Here is a 17,523-nt window from a genome sequence, read left to right as displayed (position 1 = left end):
CCTCTGCGCGGATTGCCCGGTTTCTTCAACTAGATGACTTTCGAAATACCCTGAACCTCATCAATTCAGGAAAGATTATCTGGGGTTAATGAAAAACAAAACTGGTACTTCGCACCAGTGATACGTCGGGGAGCGTAAGTTTACATCTTAATTTCTTACCAATATCTATCCAGTGCGCCATGCATTCACCGAGTGAACAGAATTATATTCAACAGCTTTCGATTGATTGCATCATTTTTGGCTACCAGGAAAAACAACTTAATGTACTCGTTCCAAAACTTGATTTTCGGGGTGATTTCTGGGCGCTCCCCAGTGGTTTTATTTTTCAGGGAGAAGGTATTGATCAGGCGGCCCGACGCATTTTAGAAGAGCGGACGGGTATCAAAGATATTTATCTGGACCAATTCAGAGTGTTTGGGGATGCTGAGCGGAGCAATAGCTCGTTTCTTGAACGGATAATTAACCTCAATGAAGATAAACTGGGAGACAATCGATTCAACCGAAAAGAACTGGAATGGATCACCCGACGGTTTGTGTCCATCGGCTATTATGCTCTGGTTGATATCAATAAAGTAATTCCTCAGAAAAACGAAATCGATGAGTCAATGGATTGGTATCCGATACGGAACTTACCTACCATGATCATGGATCATAACGAGATGGTGGCCCAGGCTCTCGATACCTTGCGGCTAAATCTTGATCAGAAATTGATTGCCTTTAACCTGCTTCCCGAAACGTTCACCATGAAGGAAGTACAGGAACTCTACGAATCCATTTATGACAAACCTTTTGCCAGAAACAACTTCCAGAAAAAAATTCTGGACTTAAATGTACTGGAACGTCTGGAAAAAAAATTCACTGGCGCTGCCAACAAAGCCCCTTTCCTGTATCGCTTCCAGCGATAGGCCTCTTTCTCACTAATTTTCTCATGATGAACAGCGCCCCATTTTTCAATTCCGAGAATACGTTGCCTGAACTATGAACATGTGGCATTGGTCATTGCATTTCTTTCCTATTTCAGCAATCAATTGATTGACTTATTTTAGAACTTAGCACTTAATAATGTCCCAAATTGGCATATTGCAATAAAATTATTTAAGACATTATCTGTTTTAGCAAAATATTGTATCGCTGTTCAATAGATTTGACGAATTATTTCAATAGACCCTCCATTACTCATGGTTGTTCCAGATGCTTCATCCAAACCGGCTGGCGGTTCCGTACAACCGAACCGCCAACGTGCGGCACCAATTGGTTTATTTAGTTTGCCGGTCATTGTGGCAGCGTTGGGCTACTTCGTCGATATTTACGACCTGCTTCTGTTTGGAATTGTTCGTGTACCGAGTCTGAAAGATCTGGGGCTCGCTCCCGACCAGATTTCAACCATAGGCGGACGCATCATAAACTGGCAAATGGCGGGTTTACTGCTCGGTGGCATCTTATGGGGTGTTCTTGGCGATAAGCGTGGACGGCTGTCGGTGTTATTTGGTAGTATTATTACATACTCTATTGCCAATATTGCCTGTGGATTTGTCAAGCACGTAACCTTCATGGACCCCGTCACCTATTATGCACTGATGCGATTTGTAGCAGGTGTCGGGCTTGCGGGTGAATTGGGTGCCGGGATAACGCTCGTCAGCGAAATTCTACCGAAAGAAAAACGGGCTATAGCCACCTCACTTGTGGCAGGAATTGGTGTTTTGGGAGCTGTAGTAGCCTATTTTACGGTAAAACTGTTCGACTGGGAAACGGCCTTTTTCGTTGGAGGTGGTTTAGGATTTGGTTTGTTATTATTACGAATTGGCGTGATTGAATCAGGTATGTTCACCAGCATAACAGAGCAAAAACACGTTAGCCGGGGTAACTTCTTCGCCTTTTTTACGAATGCGGATCGGCTCAGTCGCTATCTTAAATGCATTGGAATTGGCATTCCAACCTGGTTTATTACTGGCATCCTCGCTTCGTTCAGTAATGAATTTGGAAGAGCATTAGGCATTGCCGAAGAAATTCAGCCAGGTTTAGCCATTACCTGGTTATACATTGGAATGGCCATCGGCGATCTGTCCAACGGTTTCATTAGTCAGTCCCTGAAATCGCGCAAAAAAGCAATTGCCCTTTTTATGGCCATTGCGCTTGTATTCAGCTTGCTTTACTTATACATCGGGATCAAAAGTGCCACTATTTTCTATTGTCTCTGTTTAGGTTTGGGATTTGGTAATGGCTACTGGGCTATGTTCGTGACCATCAGTGCTGAACAATTTGGCACCAATCTCCGCGCTACGGCAGCCACCACAATACCAAATATGGTTCGCGCTTTTCTGATTCCAATGACCTTGAGTTATCAGGCCCTAAAACCTTCGCTAAACATCATTAATGCCGGTGCCATTGTTGGTCTGGTCAGCTTCATAATCGGGTTTTACGCCATTCTGACTATACCTGAAACACATGATAAGGATTTGAATTATTTAGAAGAATGAATCTGCCACACAGATTTAGGCTTTCGCTCAGAAGTACCGTCTTCTATTACAAACTATCTGGCAGGCCTTATACTGTACCGATTCTACCTCAATGGTTAGCCTCAGATCGTTATTTGCATAGCCCATATTGGGTTGCCATTCACACTGCCTCAGTTAGAAATTCATGCAGATTTCACGATGTCGATGTATCAACTTGAAATCTGTATGAATGACGGGACTTCTGGTACTAGCTGAGAACATTAAGGTTTGGCTATTAGTTGTCAACACCACGCTCATAACCGGGACCTCATAAATAGCTGTTATTCGCTTAAACGTATAGTACCAGTCGTTAATTTAGACTAGTTAAACTAGTCACTTGTCCAAGGGTTGTCTCTATAAGCCCCCGAAGCTGTAGAACATATTCCCCATATTAGTAATATTTCTTTTTGCGATACGCACGAAAAGTATAGCTCCCTAGTAAAAATTAACTAATGAGTAATCTTCATTTTTAGGTAAATAACCGGTTTTTTCATGTGTTTGTACATGGAATTTAGTGACTTGGACACACCTGAGTAAAAACCACTGGTCGATATTTTGTATGTAATGAAGCTATCCAGCCTACCTTCTCATTTTACGAGAAAGCACTAATAACCAAAAAATCCTATGCGGCAGGGACTGCTTATTTTCGGAGTGACTGTTTGTTTACTGGCTTGCGTAGCAGGCTATTTTCTCGTACTAGTTGATTGGATTGAGGATTTTAAGACCGGAGTTTACGCGGCAAACCATGCCGAAGCCTTGCTGGAAACAGGCGCCATTTTAGTCTACACATATGCTGGATTTGACTTTTTCAAAAGAAAACTTGCTCATTGATCCACTTCTCAAAGAAATACAATTGACGCAGAGTTGAAAATGGGCTTGTCTCTGATAAGCCTTTTTTTCCTGCCTCAGTCTGTTCAGATGCCTATACACGGCTTTTGTGTCATTGGTAGTTTCTACCTAAACTTTTTTATCAATTACTTTTTTGTATGAGTAAGAGCGCACATCCCAAAAATGAGACAATTAAGATACCTGGAATACAAAAACCGATTCCTGTCTGCTTAATTACTCACTGCAAAGGTTACGGGAACTATACCCGAATCTATTGCCAGGGTGCCAAAAGCCCTATCGTCTCTAGCCAAACACTAAAACTCTTTGAAGATCGGTTGCCCAGCTTTCTGAGAGCCAACAAGTCTACACTAATCAATTACCGCCATATTGTTGGCGTCGACCGACTTGACGGACGATCGATGGAACTGATGCTGGCTAATGATGCTCCCATTCCGGTAGCTCGGCGTAGACTGCAACGCATCCGTGATAAGCTCGCCCTGCTTAAGGTGCAATCCTGAAAGCACTGATCGTTCTAAAAAGAGTGGATGGACACAGCCATCTTCAGCACGAATCGATAAAAAATAAATTAGTCTCACAACCTACGCTAATGAACCATATAGTTTGTTTCCGGACTGGCTACTGGATAGCCCTCCTGATTTGTTCTACTACTATCCCATTGGGGGCACAATATGGGCCTTTTGTCGGAGCCAACACTATTGTACTTTCTACCAGTCTGGCCGATAAGGATGCATATTTAGCTATTACTCAGGTACTGACTGCAGAATCACTCTCCTTTTCAGCCGAAAAAGATGTACTGCGGATTCGATCCCTGCCTAATTCCATATTGACCAGCAAAGGTTTAGTTTTTGAAGGCCAACTATGGGTAAATACCGGAGTCGTAAAACTAATGGGACAACTACTGGAAGGGAGTAATGGTAGCAATGGATCAACGGTTAACATAGCCGTCCCTATCACATATACTAAAGGACGGACTTTCCGCCAACGAATTGGCTTTTCATATATGGATGAACTGGCCAAAAAGTTACAGACTGCTTTAAAAGGTAGTATCGCCTATAAACATCAACCTGCTGGCACCCTCTAGGCTAGCTTTTGCAGGAAGTTGTAGAAAAACCAATGTTAAAAAATCAGTTTACCAGTCTGCTGCTAAAGCATTTATTCTAATTTCATTTTCAACTCAACGTAAAATAAATAACATGAAAACTCAACTCACATTGCTGGCAAGTTGCTTGCTAGGTGCAGGCCTGGTTAATGGCCAGAGCACGACCAATACTACGTCAACAACGACCACATCGACCTACAACGCAGCGCCAGTAACCGATACAACTCGAACAACCGGCACTACTTATTCAGCTTCACCGACCACTATGTCGACCGATAGCACATCGAATATGAATAGAGCGGGATCGAACTCGACCGTTCCGACAACAAACAGTTACAATCAGACCACAACCACAACGACGACCACAACCGCTGCTCCCTACGATCCGGCGAATGCCGTCAGTTCTCAGAAGTCGGATAAAGACAGATGGAAGGCTGGAAAATTTGGAATTTATGCAGGCGTCAATTTATCCCGTTTTGTGCATGAAGTTACGCCAGACAATGCCTACCGTGCTGGCTGGCAGGCTGGTATTTATGGTCGTTCGGGTGGTACCTTCTTTGGGCAACTTGGTCTTGAGTATCGCAATTCGACCACTAATCTGATTCGAACGGGACAGGGCACAACTCCCGGATCAGTTTCTAACGAGGTAAGAGGCCAAATCGATCAACACTTTTTAGCTATTCCGGCCTATGTTGGCGTTCGTATTGGCAGTGCGCTTGGTCTACGGCTACAGATAGGTGCTGAATTTGCCTCGCTGGTAGCAGTTGGCAATAATAATTTCAAATTGGGTGCCGATGATTTAAACCGCACGATTCTAAACGGTCTGGCGGGAGCAGGAATCAACCTAGGGCCCTTAACGCTCGATGCTGTCTATAATCTGGGGCTCCAGAATGTGTTTGATAATGCCGATACCAAACGTCGGATATTTGCATTTAACCTCGGATTCCGTTTCTAATTAATGTTGTTATAGAGGTGTTATTTTTTCTGGGATTGTCTGCTACATTTTTCAAGAAAAGCAGGCAATCCCATTTGTATTTCAAAGCAATTCAACACCACAGTAATTTATCTTATAGTTGCTCCTTATTCTGACACAAAAGATCACTTATTTCTATTCAAAGTCATTTGATCCTGTTCATAAATACATTTCAAAAAATACAATTCGCAATTTTTCTTTAAAATACAGATTTATGCTAAATAAAAATAGTACTTACTTAAAATAAGCCGTCATTACGGCTATCAGTAAAGTATTATACTTTTGTCATTCCATAAAAGGAGTTAATCAACTTAAAATATTCATGAAATCTCTTACATATTAGTAATAATGTTTTATAGCTTGAAAATCTAATAAAGTATCAATAGTAGATTTCTCTTCTTGATTCTAAATAAATTTATCAAATTCGAACTGACTAGCTAGTTAAAAGGGTCTATTTCAGAAGGTCCACTAAATGAATAAGTCCTATTTTTTAGATGAACAAATAAAATAATTATCCTTGATTTAGTTGTTTTACAAAGCATATAAAAAATCTAAAAATTAATTTATAATCCAACTAAATAGCATTTTTATTACAACCGCTTAATCAAATATCACATTTATTTAATTAAACCATAATTACCTCATATTCAGAAATATATCTCAATTTTTTAAGGTTACATTATCCTGACAAATACAAATAGTATCGTCGAATACATAAAACATGAACGAGAGTTGGTCGTTATTATATTGAATCCCGCCCTCACTGAGTAGTGAGGCTTTACTAATTACTTTAACGCTATGAAAAAAATTATTATTGCTGCATCTGTCTGCGCATTGCTGGCAGTAGCAGGACCTGGATACACTCAAGCTGTTCAGGAAGGGAAAGCAGCCAAAAAAGAAATGAAGGCTGAAAAGAAAATAGCGAAAGCTAAAGAACACGAAATGAATGCTAAAACAGGAAAAGGCATCGAAGTAGCAGGTGTTTCTGATCCGAATACAAGAATGGCTAAGGCTGATCGTAAACGAGAGAAAGCCGAGAAAAAAATAATGAAGAGTGATGCGAAAGAGTTAAAAGCTGTTGCTAAGAATAAAAAGAAGAAAGCAGCAGGAGTTGATTAGAAGTTGCTTTAATACCACCATCACTATATAAAATAAATCGTAGTTGAGAAATATTAAAAAAGAAAGCCAAATTGGCTTTCTTTTTTTGCGTTAATATTTAAGCTAATTTAACTCTAACTTCCAAAAAAATTACTTCCTTATGCATTCTATATGTCATAAGCAAGGATTAGCTAAAGCAACTGCGCACATTTCAGATAAATAACATAGCGTCTGTATCATTTATTGATCCGCGTCAAAGTGGGTAGCTACCTAAGAACTGTTCGGATTGAACCACTACCGATAAGAATAAATCCACTCCATTTGATGGCCCTCCATGCCAATACACAGGGCATTCTTCTTATTAGCCAGAAGCCCATCTGATATATCTAAATCAAACGTCACTCATTTACTCCCTTTTTCAGGCACTTGATTCGCCGTTATCGGCACTTCATCGGAAGCTTGTTTCGGGCGGCCTGGCCCTGCTGTAATTTTGTCCACAAGCGAACACGGTCTGTCCGTAACTGGACAGGTCCTTCAGTCGACAAAAATCATAAAGCACTGGTTACCAGTCATAATTTCTGATTGGCACGTACTTTGGCTGATGAAGCTTGAACAGGTAAACAACACTACTAAAAATAACTACAGCCATGTTACTCCCCTTGATGAACAAAATGGTCTCTTCAGTCCTGATGAGTACAGCTACCCTCGCTAACCCGACTACACCAAAGGCACTCCCATTCGACGCCAGTGCGTTTGTGACGATTAACAATCAGATCCGTGTAGCGGTAAGCAAGACTGAGGACGTGCCAGTTGTCATCCTGCTACGAAGCTCAGACAATCAGATCATTTATCAGCAGAGCATCGACAAAAAGGACGCTAACTATGCAGTCAAGCTTAATGTCGACGAGTTGCGTGATGGCAAATATGAGTTGGAAGTAGCTTCTAAAGCAGGCAGTATACGTAAACAATTGACATTATCTACTAAATCTGTAGAGCATACCCGCCGGGCGGTGACCATGCAATAGTCAATTCAATGATATTCTTTAAGGTCTGTGTAACAGCTACAATCGGGTTTAAGATTTTGCGCTTATGCTAATCTTTGCCCTCTGTTACCGACCGAATCCAGTCACATTATTAGGTTAAGAAAACGGGAAATACCGGACCATTTTGAGTCCGGTATTTTTATTGGTTAAGAAAGAACCGGTATACTTAGCAACTTTAGTCAAGTAAAGGAGTGATCTGGCGGGTTGATGAATCCGAAGTGCCCTTAAACTCGGCATGTTAAAAATAAGCAGCTCATTCAGGATACAGAATTGAAGGAACCGCTTCTAAATCAACCGTTTCGTCAGCGCCTTCATGTAAATATTGATTATGAGCGATAATCAATATAGTCATCTTACCCTTTAGGTTGTCTATTGCTTTTTTTATTATTAACTCATTACTGATATCTAACGCATTTGTAGCTTCATCCAGGATTAATATTTTGGGATTCCGCAGTAAGGCTCTTGCTAAAGCAATCCGTTGGCGTTCTCCTCCAGAAAGCCGTATTCCCTGATCACCTACATTCGTATCCAGCCCGTTAGGTAACCTAAATACAAACTCGCCTGCTACTAATTTCAATACTTCCTGTAGCTCTGCTTCATTTGCTTCAGGTTTAACCCACAATAAATTTTCCCGAATGGTTGCATTAAATAAAAAACATTCCTGAGGGATGTACGCTGACATGTTTCGCCAGTCAGTTAGATTAACATCATTTAAATCTTTGTTATCTAGCAGTATTTTACCTGAATGTGGCTTTAACAGGCCAAGGAGTAGTTCCACCAAAGTGGTTTTTCCTCGCCCAGAAGCCCCAAGTATCGATGTGGTTTTATTTACTTCAATTTCGTAACTAAAATTGTTTAGAATAGGCTTTTCTTCGTCATAGCGAAAGCTTATTTCAGAAAATTTTATAAACTTCTTAGGAAACTCATTTACCGGCAATTTATCATCATTTTTCTCCTGGTTTTTCTGAGAATCATGCAGTAAATTTATTACACCCTCATACGATGGTAATGTATTTAACGTATATTGAAGCACTCTGATTAATGAAGATATCGTCGGCAGCAATTTTGAGGCAATGTATATCATCAACAATAAATCTACGACTGGCATATGAACGACTTTAATTGCCAGTATAAGAATGATGCTAACTATTATTGCTGAGCCTACTTCATATAAAATACTAGTTCCTGCGCTTATTTTAGCAAATATATATTCGTCTTTTACGGTTTGTTGCGTAATTTTTCTGAACTCTGTCTCATAGCGGTCCTGGAAAGTATAACTTTTAGCCATTTTGAAACTGTTTATGAATTCAAGAACGGCATTAAATAAACTCTCATGTCGGGTATACATAGCCAGGCCAGACTTGTACGCATTATTATTCAATTTACGTTGAACTAGTAATAATGGTACAATGCACAAACTGGCAATAACTGTCATCTTTATCGATACATATAAAGACGTTGACAGGTAAAAAAAGAATAATGTAAACGTACTAAATGAACTAATCACTAAATTCACAGAATATCCAATATTATTTATTTCGTTGATTATATTATTAAATATGTGTGTATTTTTTGCACTTTTAATAAAGCCCCATTCTGCATTTATAACGGCTGAAAAAAGTTCATTGCGTAGGTTCTGTTTATATTCCTGTACAACCGTTACATCAATTATGTTTTTCATATAACCCAAACATGCATGAATCAACACGAGCAGAACATAAATAATAAGACAAGTATAAATTGTAAAAGAGATACCCAGCATGTCCCATATAATCTTAGTTAGCTTAAATGCTCTACTATTCTGATCCGGATTACCAGTTATACCTGCCAGGTTGAGTAGAGGCAACAACAGAATAAAACTCCCTCCTCTCGTTAATCCTGAAAAAAGAGTAATAACAACTGACGATAGTAATTTAACCTTATTAGATTTAACTAGCGAATAAAGATAGTCTTGGAGTGTTTTTTTCATATCAAAAACATCACTTTACTTTATTAAACAGTGTATATATCCATAGAAAAGGAGCCGCGAAATAATTTAGCAAAAATAAGCTATCACGAAAGGAATAAATAGCCCAGTAAGCTGGATTAATAAAGAAATTACTAAAAGAAGTATATATCGCCTTATAACCATCTAAATAAATGGCCGACCAGTAAAACTTGATAAATTTATGGATTGCTGTTGAAAATGTTTTAAAGGATGATAAAGGACTTAGGTAAACGTCGGAGATATTACTCATTGAAAAAATCGAAACTTTAGAAAGCCTACCAATATTAGTATCTTTTTCTATCGCTTCGAGAATACTGGGATGCAAGTCAATTCCAAAAATAACATAAGCCAAATGACAAGCTTCAAGTACATACCGTTTTTCGCTTTTCCGGCTCAACTGATTGAAGATTTTCGCCAAAAAATCAGCATCTTCTCTCTCTATAATTCGTACTATATCAACAAGCCAGAATAACCTTTTCCATTGGTGCATTCCTCCGTGAATACACAGGTATATAAACATATCGTTTCTGGGCAAGATTGGTATAGTCTGACCACAAGCTTGTATTACTGGCAGCGTATCCCAACTTGATTTCGATTTTATTATAGAATCGCTTCCCGACGCATTCAGTCGCCAGTGTAGTTCAATCTGAACATTGGTTTTTGAGCTGTATAAATTATAGTGATAATAAGTTTTGTCATAAATAGCTTTTTGTTTTGGGCTATTCCATAATCTATTAGATAGATTATAACCTAGATCGAGTAAAATTTCATAAGCTTTCTGAACATCTGTTTCATGAACAAGAATATCTAAATCTTTACACTCTCTTTGTGTATAGTCGTCATAATAAAGATGACCTAATAATGGACCCTTTAAAGCAACCGCCTTTATACGATTAACATTCAGGATTTTCAGAACACGACAAAGTTCTGCCATGTAGGAAAGCATTCTAAGCTTATTTGCCACATACCGTTCTCTCAAGCAATTCTTTATATGTATTGGAAATGAATGATTAGTTTTTAAAGTAGTATAAATAATATTTGTTAAGCGATGGTTTTCAGCAGTCAGCAAAAAAGTATTTTTGTCAAATTGGTCAAAATCACTGGGACGAAAGGTCGAATTCACCTCTAAACATCGTAGCAGAAATTGCGTTTCCGGATTTAACCCAGCTAGAAATTCACGTTTACCCACACCTATACGCATTGCATTTTGAAGCCGCAATTATTCGAAAGCTTAATGGTTTTAATACATTGGTCATCTCTATTTGTAAAGTGGTCCAATATAATTACCTGTGATAGTTGCTTCGTTAATCGATTGATTTAATTAAACCGAGTTCCTGCATTTTAGTAAGATGGTCTTCAACATCGGTACGGCATTCTGATTCATCAACGTCATATTCTTTAAGAAGTAAGTCGCATAAGTCTTCAATCGTAAGAGGACCTTCGAGTAACTCCCAGATTCTCGTAGCTACAGTATTAAGCGAAAAATAGCTACCTTTTTCGATGTCCATCATTACCAATTCATCGTCTATTTGCCCAGAAATAGTTTCATGGTTCCTTATAAATCTTTTCATTCTTTAAATTCTTTATTGTTAACCGTTTATCTACAATTATAGTCAGGAAAAATCCATTGAAGTTAATCTTCGCTTAAAATCGACAAAATGTAATTAAGTCATTTCCATTGAGGTGCTTAATAGTCGTTCAAAGTTTTTAATAGATTTGAAATTTTTTATCAACAACGTTTCGAAAATATTGCATTTTACCCTTAACAATTCAATTGATTTATTCAGGGAATTATTTTCACTGTCTTCGCGTCCGAATTTACCCAGATCTACTAATAGATCTCTAAAACTCATAGTATAGTCTTTACCAAAAATTTGCCGATAAAGTGAATATATTTCTTCTCTAAATTTTGCAGCGTTTTCTATAATTTTTATAGCATTAGTCTGCGTAATTTTATCTTTCGAAAAATCTTTCAATAACTGACAACGGAAAGCCGAACAAATTGATGCTCGTTTCTTATCATATATTGTGCATTTTCCGCAAAAGTAAGAACAAGGTAGTTTAAAAAATTCTCTATCGTCTTCTTTGCTATAGCTCTGCTCAATCTTTTCTGGCAAATCTCCTTGCTCTCCTGCCTGTAAAACCGCAAAGCTAAATAATGTACCATCGCAACAAAAGCCACATTTAACACATAGCTCCTGCTCATTCAAAGGGCTTTCAACGATAAGATCTTTCATGGCTTTTTCATATAATGTTGTTCACTTATTCTTTTATCGATTCCGCATAACTTTTTGAAAGCTCATGAAGGGCTTTTAAAGCCAGTATATCGCCAAATAATTTATTAGAAGACGGATATTTCTCATCTTCTTTGTATCGCTTAATTTCCTTTTCAATCAAGTCAAAATCAACAAAATACAAATTAGGATTTGCTTTAAAATTGGCTATTTCATTTATAAATAGTAATCCTCTTTCTTTCGTCTGACTATTAACCAAAGCAAAAAAAGCCGGATCTTTTTTTCCCAGCCGCCACCTTACTGCTTCAGGCAGCAATCCCTGACTAATTTCACGAAGAATTATCCGCGTATATTTACTATCTTTCACTAGTAGCTTAGAGGGAACTTTAAGTATGTATTCAACAATTCGTTTGTCTAATAAGGGATAGCGATATTGAACGCCTGCTTTGTAACCCGTAATTGCCCAACATTCTGTACGTTCAGGCAGATGATAATTATACAATAGGCCCAATTGATATTTTCTCCGGGAACGATAACAATAGTATCGTTTATATGTCTTTTGATGCAGCTTTTTGTACGGCTTTTTAAAAAGCCACATCGCTTCATCATAACTTTTTTTTACTGAAGATGGTATGTAATTAATTGCAGGAAAAAGCACTCTAAAAATAATATAGTTAATTATTTTTTTTGGACCACTAAGTGGATTTTTTTTAAGAAAATATTTCCATTGTAAACTAAATAAGAGATCGGAATCCACACCCAGACTTCCATAACTTATAAATTCATCTCCTCCATGGCCATTAAACATTAAGTTTGTCTTATGCATTTTAGCCATTTCCAGCACTTTTTCTTCATGAAAATACATGAAGCTGTTCAGGCTATTTTTGGTCAGCTCAACAAAATCATCTACTTCAACGTGAATATGCACAGGTGTAATACCCGCCATTTCACAGGTCTGTTTTACCAAATCTCTTTCATCAAGATCATTTATAGCTGGTATGCTGTTAGCAGGTGACCATGAATAACCATAAAAGGTCGATTGTTTCTCGAACTCTTTACGAGCCAGAACAGCTACTAAACTTGAGTCTAGGCCTCCACTTACATGAGCACCCGCATTAAATCGCTGATCTGCACGAATATGTACGGCATCATTTAATAGCGATTTAAGTTCGGAAAACATCTGTTCCTGAGTCAGTGTTTTATCCGTTTTAATTTGTTCTGGCTCCCAATATTTTTTAGTGGTAACCCCTTCTGTCGTGTATGAAAGAGAATGCCCTGCTTTCAACTTCAATACCTTCTCATTGGGTGTCAGCGTCATATCGACAACCTTATAGTCGGCTATGAAGGGGTCCATATTTATGCGATTACCCTCAGAAAATGTGCGGCATATGCCAATAATATCAGAAGCGAAATAGATCGATTGCCCCGTTATTGTATAGGCAAGGGGGGCAATCCCTAAATGATCCCGAAAAAGGTAGAAAGCATTGTTTGGCGACTCATAAATAACAATGATAAAGTCACCATTGAGGTTATTTACAAAATTGGGCCCTTCCTGTAAATATATTTTCGCGACTAGCGCTGGTTCTGTAAATCGGCTAGGATCTATGTCAAATTGCTGACATAGTTCTACTCGATTGTAAAGACAACCAGCCATTAATACCAACAAATCATGAGTGGTATCAATATACAAGCAGTCTTCAACCGTATAAGGAAGCCTAGGGTCCAAGAAAAAACCGCCCGAAAAATTCCTATAGTTTACGTTGTGATGCTCTCCCTCCGCCCATTCCATCGATTTTTTGAGACGATTGAGATTTTTTCCCTCACTCACTAAAGAACGAGGGGAGAACATACCGTAAAGCATAGTTTACGACGGAATGTCTTTAGTTTGATTAGCCCCTCCTCCGTTACCTACTTCTTTTTCTCCATGCCCTTGAGACGAATAGGTGTCTTTGTTGATGTTCAGAATTTGAACAGTGGGCTTTGCCCAAGCTTTCCTGTTATTTGTCAATGTGTCCATACCGTATGGTTGTGATTTATGTTGCAGATTTAACAAAGTTAATTAAAAATTGTACAATTCATGGAAATTCCCACCTTTTTCTACAATACCGAATTCACCCGTTTTAAGCCAGGCATGTGCCTTTAATTTTTTATTTTCATCAAAAGCTACGCCCAATGAAAGCAGAGAATGAATATGACGGCGTTGTAACATCCATCGAGATGCAATACTCATTACTATACACTGGTTCTTCCAGAAAGATAGCCAGCGAGTACGATGAATTGCTTTTTTTATCTGTTTTAGTTGCTCTATTTCGGGGTTTTCGTAGTTCTGTTTCTTAGTAGACAAGATACGCACACAAAATTTAAATGGCAGGATTAGTAGAAGAATTTTAGCCGCATACACAAAAAATAATGCTTCCAGAAAAATAAGTTTTTCCCTAATCGGTAGATCAATATATTTTTTTAGCGTTTTCATAAACTATTGATCCGCTATTTCCAGAGCATTGAGATTTTGATTTGAAGCTACCGCTAAAATAAGCTTATTAAATTTGAATTGAAGCTGCTCAATAGAAATATCAGTCGGTCGATAGACATTTACAACTGTGACTCCTCGACACACCATAATTAATTGTTTTAAATAGGCGGTTTCACTTTCTTTCATCCCCTGTAGGTATTCCAGGCGATATATTTCATTACGGAGCGCCGTAAATTTTTCAACTCCCTCGACTGGTTGATAGACTATTTCCCGCTGTTTGTGAGTATGAAGAATAAAAATATAAGTTAAAGGAAAAACTTTTCCCTGCGCTGATTCCATCGGGAAATAATATTTACCCTGCTCTGGAAATATTCGTTCTAAACCCTCTTCATTTTGCTCTAGTTGAACTAAGCTGTCACTCCACAGTTTGATTCGGTCCGACACTCCCCATATATGCGGCTTTCCATTTTTTAGTAGGATTGGCGATACGTCGTCAGTCAAGAAACTAGCCCCTTTTAGGCAGAATGAGGTAGTGAGCGATGATTTTCCTACTCCCGACTCACCACAAATCATTATCCCCAAGCCCTGGTACTTAAAACAACTTCCGTGTAATGGCAGCGTTTTACGTTGGTGTAAAATCGCCCCATATACAGATCCATTAAGGTATAGCTCCAGAACAGACTGAGTTACATCTTTATATGGCATTATTTCTATGCGACTCCCGTGACAGGCATAGAACCAAGCTACATTTTCCAGATCAAGTGAAAATTCCTCCTGATTCAAATTGACATAGTTAGTACTGTAACTAATAGTATCTATGCTCTTTTTTGTAGCCGTTATTCGAATGTCAACGTCTTGAATAGGAAATCGTACTGGCATTTTAGCAACTTTTGTATAGTAAGTTTTTGCCTTAAGGTTTAATCAGTTTTTTAATAAACAACTTTAAAAACCTAACAGAATTTGTCCGCAATTATCATCAAATAAGTAACTTATGTAATGCAATTAAACCTTGTAGGTTTTTTTTAACTCCACTTTAAAGCTTTTTATTTTGTAGCAGTAAATTCATGGCCTAAATCCCGCTTAAAAGTAAGAAGCTAATCGCCCTAACATGACTTGGTAAATACTTCACTACACAGGTTGTGTCGTGTGTACTTTCAGAACTGAGCCTCTAAGCCAACATTACCAGTTGACGTAATACCCAGTTTCAGCTTTTCTAGGCGAGACAAATCTCTTATCGGCGATGGTTTCGCGTTATATAGGTTCACCGACGCGGACGTAAGCTCGTTCGAGCGCTCAATCATATAAAAGGCTCCAATGAAAAGTCCTAGTCCAAGCAATGTTTTCGGTAAACTTCGTTTGGTGTATTCAACTTCGACATCGGGTACATTCGGTTGTGTTTTGGTTCCTATTCCTCGGATAAATGCCTTTTGTTGCTCCCCACGTATACCCAGATAACCAATTGCCAGTCCAGATATAATCATAATAGGGCCAATTGGCTTTAGTAGGTTACCCCAACGGTGCTGGGCTAATGCTTTTGGGTTTGATTGATACAGGCTACGTACGGCAGCGTTGGATTGACGTTCGTTATTTTTATAGATAGCTGTTGTTAGCAAACCTCGTTTGGCCACAAGCGAATCTCCGAAACTAGTTATAGTAATAGTTGACTGGGCAACTACCCGACCTTGCTGTACCACCATTGAAATGGTCAAGAACAGCCAAAAAGCAAGTAATAGTGATCTCATGTTCAATAGCAAGGTGTTAATAACGTTCGGTGTGACTCGACTAAAAAGTACGTTTGGCAAAAAAACTGATGCCCAGATTTTGCGTTAAAACACCTGCGTTGTCATATGCCAAAACAGCGGTAAACGTATATTTTCTGATCGGAAAAATAACCTGCTGCTGTGCCGATAGCTGATTGATATCTACTGGAACAATATAGCTCCCTAAATTTTGACTGACTGATAGTCGGGTTAACAGATCGAACTGTTTAACACGGCTTTGGACACTAAGTGCAACTGCTTTTATCCGGTTGTTGACAAGCCTGTTTGGGTTTGGATCCAGATTTTGCGGCAAGCCCGTTGTATAGCGCAAGGGCATAATATATGGCGTGCCAATGGTTTGACCTTTATACACCCACCCATCAATATACCTCCCGTTATTCATATAATCTTCAGCACCCCGCAACTGTTGAATTGTGGACCTGTTCGATAAATAAGGGCCACCCTGATTGGTCGTTTGCAGGTATTCCAGCAAAATTTTCAAAATTCCAGTTTTTGCCTGTTTGCGGGTAAATGATAGTCCATGTAGACCATCCGAGATGTTGTTGAGATAAAATAGGGCACCCGCTTCGTAAATTGACTGCTTGTAGATGAACCATTTATGACGGCTGGTTTCATACTCCAGCGCTAAATCGATAGTACCTAAGTGATTGCCAACCCGATTCCCACCTTCAGCAGATGCGGCATTGTTCTTTATCTCCAGTGTATCCAGGGTATAGAGTGATTTCCCCGTAACAACAAACATATACGTCTCCCAATCGGTACCAAACTTTGTGATTCGAACTCCATTATCAACACGGGGATATAGAACATCGCCCCCCCACTGCACCTGGTGGTTGAATCCACCGTAAAATTTGAATCGCCAGGCAGGTTTGCCTAAGCGAAAATATATACTCTTCTGATGCAGGTAATAATTCTTAACTGAATCGGAGGCCCCTAGCCACCCGTGCGAAAAATTACCTTTAATGGCGATCAACCCATTCTTTAAAATAGGGACATAGTTAGGTATTGATAGCTCAATCTTAGGAACTGGCAGTGCATTGCCCGACCAGATATATGATCCTGTACTTAGTGTAGAATCGACCAATCCAATGATTTCCTTTCTTCTTCCAGCATACAATTCAAGAGCACCATACCGTACTTTTCCGTACAATTCCGATAAAAGAAACTGGTTAACAGTGCCTGCGTTAACAACCGCTCTTATGCCGTAACCATATGAAAATCGCCCCTGTTTTTTGTCCGTTGCACTACGGGGAGCATAGTCTTTCCTGGCTTGTGCTCTTACTGAAAAACCCTGCGATTCTAACGGAACTTCTCCATACTGATTGGATCGAACCCAGAATGGATTACTGGCTGCTGTTGATAAAAACGTTCCGGCCTCTACCTCTATTAAGGGTTTGGGAGAAACTGTCTGTGCACAGGAATGGTGGCAAACATGGAAAAATAAAGCCACGCAGGAAGTTATTTGTACAAGTTTAGACATACTTTTGTACA

The 17,523-nt window shown here is 38.9% G+C and carries 18 protein-coding genes; 8 read left to right on the top strand and 10 right to left on the bottom strand.

Translation table 11 applies throughout. From position 1 onward, the window contains the following. The first annotated feature begins 179 nt into the window (after positions 1–179). The 8 genes from G8759_RS15600 (at position 180) to G8759_RS15565 (ending at position 7,539) form a co-directional block, all read left to right on the top strand. A complete protein-coding gene (locus tag G8759_RS15600) occupies positions 180–905 on the top strand; it encodes an NUDIX hydrolase (RefSeq protein ID WP_167209497.1) in 726 nt (241 codons plus the stop codon). Positions 906–1,178: 273 nt separating this feature from the next. Continuing rightward, positions 1,179–2,477, top strand: a complete 1,299-nt coding sequence (locus G8759_RS15595) for an MFS transporter (protein WP_167209495.1) — start codon at positions 1,179–1,181, stop codon at positions 2,475–2,477. Between the two features lie 642 nt (positions 2,478–3,119). Further along, positions 3,120–3,326, top strand: a complete 207-nt coding sequence (locus tag G8759_RS15590; RefSeq protein ID WP_167209493.1) for a hypothetical protein — start codon at positions 3,120–3,122, stop codon at positions 3,324–3,326. Positions 3,327–3,481: 155 nt separating this feature from the next. Continuing rightward, positions 3,482–3,841 (top strand): LytR/AlgR family response regulator transcription factor, encoded by a 360-nt coding sequence (locus tag G8759_RS15585; protein WP_167209491.1) that lies wholly within the window; start codon positions 3,482–3,484, stop codon positions 3,839–3,841. A gap of 89 nt (positions 3,842–3,930) precedes the next feature. Beyond that, positions 3,931–4,425, top strand: coding sequence for a hypothetical protein (locus G8759_RS15580; RefSeq protein ID WP_167209489.1), 495 nt, complete (start codon positions 3,931–3,933; stop codon positions 4,423–4,425). Positions 4,426–4,537: 112 nt separating this feature from the next. Further along, on the top strand, positions 4,538–5,398 hold the full coding sequence (locus G8759_RS15575) for an outer membrane beta-barrel protein (RefSeq protein ID WP_167209487.1): 861 nt from the start codon (positions 4,538–4,540) through the stop codon (positions 5,396–5,398). 816 nt (positions 5,399–6,214) lie between these two features. Then, positions 6,215–6,535: a hypothetical protein gene (locus tag G8759_RS15570; protein ID WP_167209485.1), complete on the top strand. Its 321-nt coding sequence runs from the start codon at positions 6,215–6,217 to the stop codon at positions 6,533–6,535. Positions 6,536–7,161: 626 nt separating this feature from the next. Next, positions 7,162–7,539, top strand: a complete 378-nt coding sequence (locus G8759_RS15565; RefSeq protein WP_232074267.1) for a hypothetical protein — start codon at positions 7,162–7,164, stop codon at positions 7,537–7,539. A gap of 271 nt (positions 7,540–7,810) precedes the next feature. On the opposite strand, the gene G8759_RS15560 is transcribed toward G8759_RS15565, so the two are convergent. The 10 genes from G8759_RS15560 to G8759_RS15515 all read right to left on the bottom strand — a co-directional run bounded on the left by G8759_RS15560 (position 7,811) and on the right by G8759_RS15515 (position 17,512). After that, on the bottom strand, positions 7,811–9,526 hold the full coding sequence (locus G8759_RS15560; RefSeq protein WP_167209483.1) for an ABC transporter ATP-binding protein: 1,716 nt from the start codon (positions 9,524–9,526) through the stop codon (positions 7,811–7,813). Between the two features lie 10 nt (positions 9,527–9,536). Next, positions 9,537–10,763: a nucleotidyltransferase domain-containing protein gene (locus tag G8759_RS15555; protein WP_167209481.1), complete on the bottom strand. Its 1,227-nt coding sequence runs from the start codon at positions 10,761–10,763 to the stop codon at positions 9,537–9,539. 85 nt (positions 10,764–10,848) lie between these two features. Beyond that, positions 10,849–11,115 (bottom strand): PqqD family protein, encoded by a 267-nt coding sequence (locus G8759_RS15550; protein ID WP_167209479.1) that lies wholly within the window; start codon positions 11,113–11,115, stop codon positions 10,849–10,851. Between the two features lie 93 nt (positions 11,116–11,208). Continuing rightward, on the bottom strand, positions 11,209–11,781 hold the full coding sequence (locus G8759_RS15545) for a hypothetical protein (protein ID WP_167209477.1): 573 nt from the start codon (positions 11,779–11,781) through the stop codon (positions 11,209–11,211). A gap of 25 nt (positions 11,782–11,806) precedes the next feature. After that, complete coding sequence (locus tag G8759_RS15540; protein ID WP_167209475.1) at positions 11,807–13,627, bottom strand: asparagine synthase-related protein; 1,821 nt, start codon at positions 13,625–13,627, stop codon at positions 11,807–11,809. Positions 13,628–13,642: 15 nt separating this feature from the next. Then, a complete protein-coding gene (locus tag G8759_RS15535; RefSeq protein WP_167209473.1) occupies positions 13,643–13,795 on the bottom strand; it encodes a hypothetical protein in 153 nt (50 codons plus the stop codon). 42 nt (positions 13,796–13,837) lie between these two features. Next, positions 13,838–14,251: a lasso peptide biosynthesis B2 protein gene (locus G8759_RS15530; protein ID WP_167209471.1), complete on the bottom strand. Its 414-nt coding sequence runs from the start codon at positions 14,249–14,251 to the stop codon at positions 13,838–13,840. Between the two features lie 3 nt (positions 14,252–14,254). Next, positions 14,255–15,034: a phosphoenolpyruvate carboxykinase (ATP) gene (locus G8759_RS15525; protein ID WP_167209469.1), complete on the bottom strand. Its 780-nt coding sequence runs from the start codon at positions 15,032–15,034 to the stop codon at positions 14,255–14,257. Positions 15,035–15,405: 371 nt separating this feature from the next. Beyond that, positions 15,406–15,993, bottom strand: coding sequence for a hypothetical protein (locus G8759_RS15520; protein WP_167209467.1), 588 nt, complete (start codon positions 15,991–15,993; stop codon positions 15,406–15,408). 40 nt (positions 15,994–16,033) lie between these two features. Next, complete coding sequence (locus tag G8759_RS15515) at positions 16,034–17,512, bottom strand: capsule assembly Wzi family protein (protein WP_167209465.1); 1,479 nt, start codon at positions 17,510–17,512, stop codon at positions 16,034–16,036. Positions 17,513–17,523 lie beyond the last annotated feature (11 nt).

The organism is Spirosoma aureum (assembly GCF_011604685.1).
GTDB lineage: Bacteria > Bacteroidota > Bacteroidia > Cytophagales > Spirosomataceae > Spirosoma > Spirosoma aureum.
The sequence above is the reverse complement of the archived record's forward strand: the minus strand, read 5'-3'. Positions and strand labels throughout refer to the sequence as shown.